This is a genomic window from Streptomyces sp. MK7, from assembly GCF_032658145.1.
Lineage (GTDB): Bacteria > Actinomycetota > Actinomycetes > Streptomycetales > Streptomycetaceae > Streptomyces > Streptomyces spiralis.
In genome coordinates this window covers 185927-196999 of sequence record NZ_JAVACL010000009.1, presented here as the reverse complement: position 1 = coordinate 196999, position 11073 = coordinate 185927, and the positions used below count along the sequence as shown (strand labels likewise).

8 protein-coding genes are annotated in these 11073 nt (G+C 71.9%); 3 read left to right on the top strand and 5 right to left on the bottom strand.

The window, feature by feature from the left end:
- Nucleotides 1–193: 193 nt before the first annotated feature.
- From smc to R2S09_RS14035, 3 genes are all read right to left on the bottom strand, one after another.
- Nucleotides 194–3751: a chromosome segregation protein SMC gene (gene smc, locus R2S09_RS14045; protein WP_316741324.1), complete on the bottom strand. Its 3558-nt coding sequence runs from the start codon at nt 3749–3751 to the stop codon at nt 194–196.
- A 269-nt stretch (nt 3752–4020) separates the two neighbouring features.
- Nucleotides 4021–4224, bottom strand: coding sequence for a hypothetical protein (locus R2S09_RS14040; RefSeq protein WP_018567931.1), 204 nt, complete (start codon nt 4222–4224; stop codon nt 4021–4023).
- A 378-nt stretch (nt 4225–4602) separates the two neighbouring features.
- A complete protein-coding gene (locus R2S09_RS14035; RefSeq protein ID WP_030168320.1) occupies nt 4603–4884 on the bottom strand; it encodes an acylphosphatase in 282 nt (93 codons plus the stop codon).
- A 169-nt stretch (nt 4885–5053) separates the two neighbouring features.
- On the opposite strand from R2S09_RS14035, the gene R2S09_RS14030 reads away from it, so the two are divergent.
- Nucleotides 5054–6385, top strand: coding sequence for a CAP domain-containing protein (locus tag R2S09_RS14030; RefSeq protein WP_316741320.1), 1332 nt, complete (start codon nt 5054–5056; stop codon nt 6383–6385).
- A gap of 45 nt (nt 6386–6430) precedes the next feature.
- Here R2S09_RS14030 and R2S09_RS14025 read toward each other — a convergent pair whose 3' ends face one another.
- Complete coding sequence (locus R2S09_RS14025) at nt 6431–6838, bottom strand: SseB family protein (protein WP_316741318.1); 408 nt, start codon at nt 6836–6838, stop codon at nt 6431–6433.
- A gap of 202 nt (nt 6839–7040) precedes the next feature.
- On the opposite strand from R2S09_RS14025, the gene R2S09_RS14020 reads away from it, so the two are divergent.
- Both R2S09_RS14020 and R2S09_RS14015 read left to right on the top strand, forming a co-directional pair.
- Complete coding sequence (locus R2S09_RS14020; protein WP_316741316.1) at nt 7041–9677, top strand: amino acid permease; 2637 nt, start codon at nt 7041–7043, stop codon at nt 9675–9677.
- A 74-nt stretch (nt 9678–9751) separates the two neighbouring features.
- The gene (locus tag R2S09_RS14015) at nt 9752–10174 is read left to right on the top strand and encodes a helix-turn-helix domain-containing protein (RefSeq protein WP_306188333.1); all 423 of its coding nucleotides are present in this window, start codon (nt 9752–9754) and stop codon (nt 10172–10174) included.
- Here R2S09_RS14015 and mutM read toward each other — a convergent pair.
- Nucleotides 10147–11007: a bifunctional DNA-formamidopyrimidine glycosylase/DNA-(apurinic or apyrimidinic site) lyase gene (gene mutM, locus R2S09_RS14010; protein WP_316741314.1), complete on the bottom strand. Its 861-nt coding sequence runs from the start codon at nt 11005–11007 to the stop codon at nt 10147–10149. The two genes, R2S09_RS14015 and mutM, sit on opposite strands and share 28 nt — an antisense overlap.
- Between the last annotated feature and the right edge of the window lie 66 nt (nt 11008–11073).

Genomic DNA, 11073 nt, shown 5'->3' with positions numbered 1-11073 from the left:
CGGGCCGCGGCAACACTGCCGCGTGGGGGGCGAGCCCTTACAGGTGAGACCTGAAGGTAAAAGTGACGTTGCAGAGACTATGCCTTCAAGTTTCGAAGTCAATAGATCAGTCTCGTCTGAGATTCAGGACACGTGACGCCCACCTCATGTTCACTTCTTGAACATGAGGGTTGATTGACCTTGGAAGAGCTGCCTACCGCAGGCGCTGCGAGATGACCTTCGACACGCCGTCGCCCTGCATGGAGACGCCGTACAGCGCGTCGGCGACCTCCATGGTGCGCTTCTGGTGCGTGATCACGATCAGCTGCGAGGCCTCCTGCAGCTCCTGCATGATCCGGATCAGCCGCTGGAGGTTGGTGTCGTCCAGGGCCGCCTCGACCTCGTCCATGACATAGAAGGGGCTGGGGCGCGCCTTGAAGATCGACACCAGCAGCGCCACGGCGGTCAGCGACCGCTCGCCGCCGGAGAGCAGGGACAGGCGCTTGACCTTCTTGCCGGGCGGGCGCGCCTCGACGTCGACGCCCGTGGTGAGCATGTTCTCCGGGTCGGTCAGGACGAGACGCCCCTCACCGCCCGGGAACAGCCGGCTGAAGACGCCCTCGAACTCGCGTGCGGTGTCCCGGTAGGCCTCGGTGAAGACCTGCTCGACCCGCTCGTCGACCTCCTTGACGACCTGGAGCAGGTCGGCGCGGGTCTTCTTCAGGTCCGCCAGCTGCTCGCTGAGGAACTGGTGGCGCTCCTCCAGCGCCGCGAACTCCTCCAGGGCCAGCGGGTTGACCTTGCCGAGCTGCTGGTAGGCGCGCTCGGCGGCCTTGAGCCGCTTCTCCTGCTCGGCGCGGTGATACGGCCGGGGCTGGTTGCGGGGGTGCTCGGGGTCGTCCGGCAGCTGCTCCCCCTCCGCCGGAGGGGACGGCGGGACCAGCTGGTGCGGCCCGTACTCCGCCACCAGCGCCGCCGGCTCGACACCGAGTTCCTCCAGCGCCCTGGTCTCCAGCTGCTCGATCCGCAGCCGTTTCTCGGCTCCGAGGACCTCGCCCCGGTGGACGGAGTCGGTCAGCTTGTCGAGCTCGCTCTTCAGCTCGCGCCCCTCGGTGCGGGCGGCCGCCAGCTCCTGCTCGCGGCGGGCCTTGGTGGCCTCGGCGGCGGCCCGTTCCCGTTCGGCGCGGGCCAGGGAGACCTCGATGTGCGCCAGCAGCTGCCGGGCTCCGGAGGCGACGGCCTCGGCGACGGACGCCTCGTGGCGCAGCCGGGCCCGCCGCTGCTCGGCACGCGCGCGTGCCTCGCGTTCGGCGCGGGCGGCCCGGTCCAGGGAGTCGGCCCTGCCGGCCAGCGCCTTGACGCGTTCCTCGTGCGTACGCGCCTGGAGACGGGCCTCCATCTCGGTCTGGCGGGCGTTGGCGCCGTCGGCGGCGAGCCGGTCCCGTACGGAGGTGTCGGGCTCTTCCTCGATCGGCATCTCCTCGGCGACGGCGAGCCGTTCGGCGAGTTCCTCGACCTCCGCGAGGGCCGCGTCGAGGGCGTCCTGGGCGCGGGCCGCGGCGGCCGTGGACCGCTCGGCCTCTCCGGCGGCGCCGCGCGCCTGCCCGGCGAGCCGCCCGAGCTGCTGTGCGACCGCCGACTTCTCCCGGTCGGCGGCCCGGCGCCGCTCCCCCAGCTCCTCGACGAGCGCGGCGCACTCCCTGCGCCTCTCGCCGGCCCGCTGCTGGGCAGCGGTCAGCTCCTCACAGCGGACGGCGAGTTCCGCCAGCTCGGCGGCGGCCTCGTCCACGGAGGCCTGCACCTCCAGCAGGCTGGGCGCGCCGGCGGAGCCGCCCTGCGCGAAGTGGGCTCCGAGCAGGTCGCCCTCGGCGGTGACGGCGGTCAGGTGGGGGTGGGCGGCGACCAGGTCCTCGGCGTCCTCCAGGGTGCCGACCACGACGATGCCGCGCAGCAGCCGCCGTACGGCGGGCATCAGCTCGGCGGGACCGCTGACGAGGTCGGCCGCGAGGGGTGGCCCGCCGGGGAGCGGCTGCGGCGCTACGGCGTCCTCGGCCGCGCCGCTGAGCAGCAGGGCCGCGCGGCCCGCGTCCTGTTTGCGCAGCAGGCGGATGGCGTCGGCCGCGGCCGACGGGGAGGTGACCGCGAGGGCGTCCGCGGCGGTGCCGAAGGCGGTGGCCAGGGAGGTCTCGTGGCCGGGGGCGACGGTCAGGAGTTCGGCCGCCGGGCCCAGCAGTCCGGTGAGGCGGTCCCCGGCGTCGAGCAGCGCGCCGGTTCCGTCCTTGCGGCGCAGGCCGAGGGCGAGGGCGTCGTGCCGGGCCTGGGTCGCCGCCCGCTTGCGTTCGGTGGCGGTGGCGGCCTCGCGGGCGGCGGTGAGGACGGCCTCGGCCTCGGCCAGTTCCGTCTTGGCCGCCTCGTGCCGTTCGGCGAGTTCGTGGTCGCCCGCGTCCAGGCCGTCGACCTCGGCCTTCAGGGCCTCGTACTCCTCCTGGGCGGCCGCGGCCCGCTCCCGCGCCTCGTCCCTGGCGGTGGCCAGGCGGTCGATCTCGGCCTGTGCGGAGGCGGCGCGGGAGCGGGCCGCGTTCACCTGGCCACGCAGCCGGGCCAGGCCCTCGCGGCGGTCGGCGATCGCGCGGGCGGCGTCCTTCAGACGGCGCTCCTCGACGGCGAGTTCGCGCTCCAGGTCGGCGCGGTGGGCCACGGTGTCGTCGAGCGCCCGCTGGGCGGCTTCCAGGGCCGCCTCAAGTTCGGCCTCCTGCTCACGGACGCGGGCCGCCTCACGCTCCAGGTCCTCGGGGTCGCGTCCGCGTCGCTCCTCGGGGGGTGCGGAGGTCGCGCTCTTCACCCGGGCGTCGGCGAGCGAGACGGTGCCGCGGACGCGTTCGGCCAGCTGGGAGAGGTCGTACCAGGTCTGCTGGGTGTGCTTCAGGCGCGGGGTGAGCCGGCGTACCTCGTCCTCCAGCAGGGCCTCACGCTGGAGGGCCTTCTTCAGCTCCCGTTCGGCGGCCTCCTTGCGTTCCTTCAGGGCCGCCTCGTCGGCGACCTCCGCCTTGAGAGCCTCGCGCAGGCGTACGAGATCGTCGGCGAGCAGGCGCAGGCGGGCGTCGCGGAGGTCCGCCTGGATGACGGCGGCCCGCCGGGCGACGGCCGCCTGCCGGCCGAGCGGCTTGAGCTGGCGGCGCAGTTCGTCGGTGAGGTCCTGGACGCGGGCGAGGTTGGCCTGCATCGCGTCCAGTTTCCTGAGCGCCTTCTCCTTGCGCTTGCGGTGTTTGAGGACGCCGGCGGCCTCCTCGATGAAAGCGCGGCGGCCCATGGGGTCGGCGTGCAGGACGGAGTCGAGCTGGCCCTGGCCGACGATGACGTGCATCTCGCGGCCGATGCCGGAGTCGGACAGCAGGTCCTGGATGTCGAGCAGGCGGCAGGTGTCGCCGTTGATCTGGTACTCGCTGCCGCCGTTGCGGAACATGATCCGCGTGATGGTGACCTCGGAGTACTCGATGGGCAGCGCGCCGTCGGAGTTGTCGATGGTCAGGGAGACCTCGGCGCGGCCGAGGGGTGGACGGCCGGTGGTGCCGGCGAAGATGACGTCCTCCATCTTGCCGCCGCGCAGCGACTTGGCGCCCTGTTCGCCCATGACCCAGCTGAGCGCGTCCACCACGTTGGACTTGCCCGAGCCGTTCGGGCCGACGACGCACGTGATCCCCGGTTCGAACCGGAGCGTGGTCGCCGAGGCGAACGACTTGAACCCGCGGAGGGTCAGGGCCTTGAGGTGCACGCCGTCGGACTCTACCGGGCGCCGTTACCGCACTCCACGAACCCCCGCAACAGCTGCGGTTTCACTGCTGAATATGCAGGGCACACCAGATGTTGAAGAACCTGAAAGGGTGCGCGGGGGCACGAAGGGCCGGGGAAGGACCGGCGCGGGAAGATCGGCGCAAGAAAGAGACGCAAGAAAGAAGGGACGCCGAAGCGTCCCTTGCAACTCTGACAACTGAGCGGTTGATACGGGCAGCCCAACCACTGTGTCGTTGTGCGATGCAGTGATCAGGTGAGCGCAGGCTCCGCCTGGTGTGCGTCGACGCGCTCCATGATCCTGTCGTGAGAAGCGGCAGCCGCCAGCGCGTCGTTCTCCGCCTGGATCCGTACGAGCTCGGATTCCAGGTCCTGCACGCGCTGCTGGAGCCGTCGCATCTCGGCGAGGAGTCGAGGGTCGGAGCCACCGACGTAACCGAGAAGCGCCTTTGCCATGATGGATGGTCCTCCACACTGAGTGACCGACCGAAGCGGTGTGGGTCGTGAGGGATTCGCACCCGCGGTGCTTGGCACTGTTGAGTTGTGCTGCCGTTCATCCATGCCAAACAGCTAAGGTGCGCGGGCTTTCAGCGTCTCACCAAAAAGTTTGACGGTCAACACGATCACGCCCCGTATCGATGGGCGTCCCGGGGGCGCGCGACCGGAAAACGGTGGCGCTGCGTCTCCTGCGGGCCCCTGGGGGCGTGGCGATCATCCTGCCCTGCCGGGCCGGGGAGGACAAGCCGTTCTCGGCAATCACCTGCTTCTTTTCCCCTGGGGCAGGTGCCCGTGGCAGATTTCGCCGTCTTCGTCCGGCGTCGGGACATCGCCGGATCAGCGGACCGCGAAGCCGTCGTAGCCTCCCCGCGGTGTGTCCCAGATCTCGGTCACACCCTCCACGCGCCCGGGCGTGTCGCCACCCTGGAGCCAGTCGAGGAGCTTCTGACACGCCTCCCGGGTGCCCTCCGCGACGACCTGCACACGGCCGTCGTCCAAATTGAGAGCAAAGCCACTCAGGCCGCCGATCTCCAGGGCCCGCGCCCGGGTGAACCAGCGGAAACCAACACCCTGGACGCGCCCGCGCACCCAGGCGACCAGCCGGACATCCTCGCTCATGACTGCAACCTAACCGGGCAATGTCTCTCCAGGCACTTCCGCCCCGCCTGTCATGCGGTACCGTCCCGACCCAATGAATCTCATATGAAACTCACTCGATCGAGTGAGTCTGGTTGACCGCGACGGCTCAGGGCGCGCGTCGACCGCAGGGGACGAGGAAGGCCAGGACATGGGACGCCACCGACGTTCGGACGCCGGCCGCGCCGCCACGGACCGTGCCACGGGGGTCGCTGACACGCACGGCTCGTACGGGAGGGGCCAGGGCACCCGGCACTCGCACGCGGACGACCGCATGGGCATCGCGCCCTACCTGAACCCGGAGCGGTACGCGGACTCCTACGCGCAGACCGCGCCGTACCGGTTCGAGCCGGACGTCGAGCCGGCCCCCCGGACGGACTTCGGCACGGAGTACGGCTCCGGAAGGGACTACGGCTCTGGCAGGGAGTACGGCTCCGGGACGGCGTACGGCTTCGGCGGCCAGTACGACCTCGGTACGGAGTACGGCCTCGGTACGGAGTACGGCCTCGGGACGGAGTACGGCTTCGGCGGGGAGTACGACTTCGCCCGCGCCGCCGGCACCGTGGCCTTCCCGCCCGAGGGCTTCACGGCACCGGCCGCCGAGCCCCGCGAGCCCGGCCACCGCCGGCGCAAGAAGGCCGCGACGCCGGTGCGCACCGGCCTGCTCGGAGTGTCCGCCGCGGTCGCCATCGGCACGGTCGCGGTCGCCACCGGGGCGGTCCCCGGACTGCAGAACTACAAGCTGGGCGGCGGGGGCGGCAGCGCCGACAACGTGCAGGCCGCCGGCACGCCGACGAACAGCGCCTCGGAGCAGGGCGGCACCTCCGGCAGCGTGCTGCCGGGTGACAGACCGGGCGGCTCGGGCACGAGCCGCGGCGCGGACCGGTCGGCCTCGCCGGCGCAGTCCGCGTCGCCCTCCGCCTCCGCCTCGCCGTCGGCGCGCCCCTCGGACTCGGCCACGAAGTCCCCCGCGACGAAGCCGACGACCGCGCCGTCCAGGACGGCCGATCCCAAGAGCCCGAAGACCACCCCGGGCCACCAGGGCGATCCGGGCCGCAAGACCACGCCCGCGCCGCCGAAGGCCCAGCCGCCCGCGGCCTCCGACCAGGCCGCCGCCGAGGCCGAGGTGCTGAGCCTGGTGAACCAGGAGCGGGCGAAGGTGGGCTGCAGCCCGGTCACGGCGAACAGCTCCCTGACCTCCCTGGCCGAGGACTTCAGCAAGGCCATGGCCGACCAGAACTTCTTCGACCACACCGATCCCAGCGGCGCCTCGCCGTGGGACCGGGCGGCCCGGCTCGGCATCACCAACCTCGGCGGCGAGAACATAGCCCGCGGCCAGTCCGACGCGGCGGCCGTCATGGACGCCTGGATGAACAGCCCCGGTCACCGGGCCAACATCCTGAACTGCGACTTCAAGACCCTGGGCGTGGGCGTGCACTTCGGTCCGGGCGGCCCGTGGTGGACGCAGGACTTCGGCTACTGAGACGACGCGGACAGCCGCGGGCCGGCGCCCGGGATCAGCCGCGCGTCACACCGGACAGTGTGCGAGGAACCACTGTGCCTCGCGTGCGGACAGGGTCAGTGACTCCTCGTCCCCGGCGTCGATGACCAGCACCACGGCGCCGGTCGGCCAGTGAGCGGCCAACTGCCGCAGGGTGACCGGCCGGTAGCACGGCACGCAGGGGAAGGCCCGCAGCAGCCGCTCCTCGGAGGTGAACACCATGACCGCCGGGGCGGCGTTCATCCTTTCCACCACCGGCAGCACGAACCGCATGGATCCACCGCGGCCACTGGTGTAGCAGATGGCGCTCACCGCCGGGATCAGCACATCGCACCCGGACAGGGCCTCCAGCGCACCGCGGCTGGGGGCCGTGGCCAGTTCGTGGAGGGCGCCCCTCGCCACGGTCTCGAAAACCTCTGCCGGGATCTCGGTCATGGAGCCGTCCCCTTGCCCCGGAAACCCGCACGAATCGGCGCTCGATGGGCCGCGCCTACCCGCGATCGGCGCGATCATGCTGCGACGGCCCGGCGTCCGAACTCCCGGCTGTCTCCCGCCTGCCTCCCGTCTGCCTCCCGCCTGTCTCCCGCCTGCCTCCCGCCTGTATTGCGGCGGGCGGGGCCCGGCGTTGGAATCGAATGTGAGGCTTTTCGGCACCGCCGTGTCCTCCGGCCGCCCCGCTCCTGGGACAGGGGCCGGCCGGAAGGGACTCAAGAGCGACGCCCTGGGTCTGTTCTCCTCGGTCGCCATGGGCCTGGCCTCCACCGCCCCGGCGTACAGCCTCGCCGCCACGCTGGGCATCCTCGTGATCGGGGTCGGGCTGCAGGCCCCGATCGTCACCATGCTGGCGTTCGTCCCGATGCTGCTGGTCGCGTACGCCTTCCGGGAGCTCAACGCGAGCAACGCCGACTGCGGGACCACCTTCACCTGGGCCACCCGCGCCTTCGGACCGCGTACCGGCTGGATGGGCGGCTGGGGCCTGATCGTGGCCAACGTCGTCGTCATGGTGAACCTGGGCGAGACCGCCGCCGCCTACGGCTTCCGGCTGGTGGGCCGGGACGACCTGGCGGAGAGCCGGCTGTGGGTCACCGTGGCCGCCATCGTCTGGCTCGCCCTGATGACCGCGATCTGCTACGTCGGCATCGAGTTCTCGGCGGCCGTCCAGCGCTTCCTGCTGTGCCTGGAAGTGGTGATGCTGTTCGTGTTCGCCGTGGCCGCGCTGGTCAGGGTCTACGTCAGCCCTCCCCCGACGGCGATCCACGTCTCCGCCTCCTGGTTCAATCCCTTCGAGGTGCCCTCACTCACGGCCCTGACCTCGGGCATCCTCGCGGGGGTCTTCATCTACTGGGGCTGGGACACCGCGTTCTCGGTCAACGAGGAGACCGTCGACAGCCGGCGCGTTCCCGGGCGCGCGGCGGTCATGTCCACCGTGCTGCTCCTGATCACGTACGGGCTGGTGTCCACCTCGGCGCAGGCGTTCGCGGGGGTCGGCACCTCGGGCATCGGGCTCGGCAACCCGGGCAACTCCGACGACGTGCTCTCCGGACTGGGCGCGGCCGTGTTCGGGAGCGGCGACACGGGGCTGCTCCTGTCGAGACTGCTGATCCTGATGGTGATGACCTCCGCGCTGGCCTCGGCGGAGACCACCATCCTGCCGCTGGCCAGGACCGTGCTCTCCATGGCGGTCCACAAGGCCGTCCCCTCCCGGTTCGCCCGGATCCACCGGAGGTTTCTCACCCCCACCTGGGGCACCGTCGGCATGGGCGCCGCCTCGATCGCCCTGCTGATCCTGATGACGTCGTTCAGCCGGAACGTCCTGGCCGACTCCATCGAATCCATCGGTCTCGCGATCGCGTTCCAGTACGGACTGACCGGCTTCGCCTGCCTCTGGTACCACCGCAAGGTCCTCACCCGCAGCGCCAAGGACCTGGTCTTCAAAGGTGTGCTGCCGGGGCTCGGCGGGCTGATCATGCTGTCGCTGTTCCTCTACGCCACCTTCTTCGTCTACGCCGACCCCGGATACGGCACGACCACCGTCGACCTTCCGCTGATCGGCCCGACGGGCGGGGTCACCGTCGTCGGCCTGGGCGCCCTGCTGATCGGCGTCGTGCTGCTGCCCGTGGTCACCCGCGGGCACGCCACGGCCCTCAAACTCCAGCGGAGCCTCCTGCCGAGACACCTCCCACCGCAGACCGCGTGCGAGGTGACGAGCCGCTACCTGCCCGCCGACAACGGGTCCGGGGTGGGCGGCGACTGGTTCGACGTCATCCCGCTGTCGGGTACCCGGGTCGGTCTGGTCGTCGGGGACGTGCTCGGCCACGGCATGCGCGCCGCGGCGACCATGGGGCGCCTGCGTACGGGACTGCGGGTCCTGGCCCGGCTGGACCTGGCCCCGGACGAGGTCCTCACCCGCCTGGACGACCTGGCCGAACAGACCGCGCACGAGCGCGGAGCCGCCCACGGCCGGGGTCCCGCACCACCGCGCGCCGAGCGGGCCATGGAGGTGACCTGCCTGTACGCGGTGTACGACCCCGTCTCCGGACACTGCAGCATGGCGCGGGCAGGCGACATGCTGCCGGTCGTCGTGGATCCGGCCACGCGGGCCGCCGACTGTCCTCAGCTGCCGCCCGGCCCGCCCCTGGGAGTCGGCGGCCTGCCCTACCAGAGCGCCGACCTGCGGCTCGCGCCGGGCAGTCTCGTCGCCCTCTTCACCGACGGCCTCCTCCAGGCGGCCGAGAGCCACGACGCCGGGACGGCCTTGCTCGGCCGGCTCCTCGCCGATCACCGGCGGCCCCTGAAGGACCTGTGCGACCAGGCGGTGGCCGCGCTGCTGCCCGGGCCGGTCGACGAGGACGCGACGCTGCTCCTGGCCCGCACCCGGATGCTCGACCGCGCCCAGTTCGCCCAGTGGGAACTGCCCGCGGACCCCGCGGCGGTCGCCGCCGTCCGCACCGGCACCGGCAAGCAACTGGACGACTGGGGTCTGGACGACCTGGCGTTCACCACCGAACTCATCGTCAGCGAACTCGTCACCAACGCCATCCGCTATGTCGGCGGACCGATCGAGGTGCGGCTGATCCGCGACCGGACCCTGATCTGCGAGGTCTGTGACAGGGGCCACACCAGCCCCAACCTGCGCCACGCGGCCAGCGACGACGAGGGAGGCCGGGGGCTGTTCATCATCGCCCAGATGACCCACCGCTGGGGCACGCGCTACACCCCCGCCGGCAAGATCATCTGGACCGAGCAGGCCCTGCCGCCGCCGGACGGCCGGTGAACTCCCGGAGCAGGAAGCTAACCATCGGTCAGCGCAACCGCGTGGTGAGCGCTGTGGTCGCGTACGCTTCGGCCATGAGCAGCACGCAGGAGCGCACCGAGGACGCGCAGGAGCGCACCGGGGAGCAGGACCTCCCGTACGACGTCTTCGCCAAGGCCTGCCCCTCGCGCGGCACGCTGGAGCATGTCACGGGACGCTGGGGCGCGCTCACCGTGGGCGCCCTGCACCAGGGCTCCCTCCGCTTCAACGAGTTGCGCCGCCGTGTGGACGGTGTGAGCGAGAAGATGCTGTCCCAGACCCTCCAGGCACTGGAGCGGGACGGCCTGGTGCTCCGCGAGGCCCAGCCGACGAACCCGCCCCGAGTGGACTACGAGCTGACGCCTCTCGGGCATGAGGTCGCCGAGCGGCTCCTGGCCCTGATCCACTGCGTGGAGGGCCGGATGGACGAGGTGCTGGCCGCGCGTGAGCGCTACGACGCGACGCGCGGCGCCCGCTGACACTTCGGGCAGAAGTAGCTGGAACGGTTCATCCAGGGGCGGCGGCGCATCGGGGTGGCGCAGCGGCGGCAGGGCAGGCCCTCGCGGCCGTAGGCGTCCAGGGAGCGGTCGAAGTAGCCGGACTCGCCGTTGACGTTGACGTAGAGGCTGTCGAAGCTGGTGCCGCCGACGGCGAGGGCCGCGTTCATCACGTCCCTGATGTGGGTGAGGAGTTCGGTCGTGCGCGGGCGGGTGAGGCCGGCGGTGGGGCGCTCGTAGTGCAGGCGCGCCCGCCACAGCGCCTCGTCCGCGTAGATGTTGCCGACGCCGCTGATCAGCGACTGGTCGAGCAGGGCGCGCTTGACGGTGGTGCGCTTGCGGCGCAGCGCCCGGTGGAAGGCCTCGTCGTCGAACAGGGGGTCGAGGGGGTCTCGGGCGATGTGCGCGATGACGTCCGGCAGCCCGTCGGGGGTGAGGTCGTGCAGCGACAGCCCGCCGAAGGTGCGCTGGTCGACGAAGCGGAGCTCGCTGCCCAGGCCGTCGGCGAAGCGGACCCGGATGCGCAGGTGCTTCTCGTCGGGTGCCTCCTGCGGCTGGACCAGGAGCTGGCCGCTCATGCCGAGGTGGGCCAGGATCGCCCGCGGGGTGTCCTCCAGGGGCAGCCACAGGTACTTGCCGCGGCGGCTGGGGGTGCCGAGGTGGTGACCCTTCAGGCCGTGGGCGAAGTCGTCCGCGCCGGCCACATGGCGCCGTACGGCTCGCGGGTGCAGCACTTCGACGTCGGCGACGGCGCGGTGGGCGGCCCACCGCTCCAGGCCGCGCCGTACGACCTCGACCTCGGGCAACTCGGGCATGACTCCCCCGTACTCCGTTGTCGCGTGCGCGGCCAGCGCCCGCCCCGGGCGGGGACGGGCGCTCGG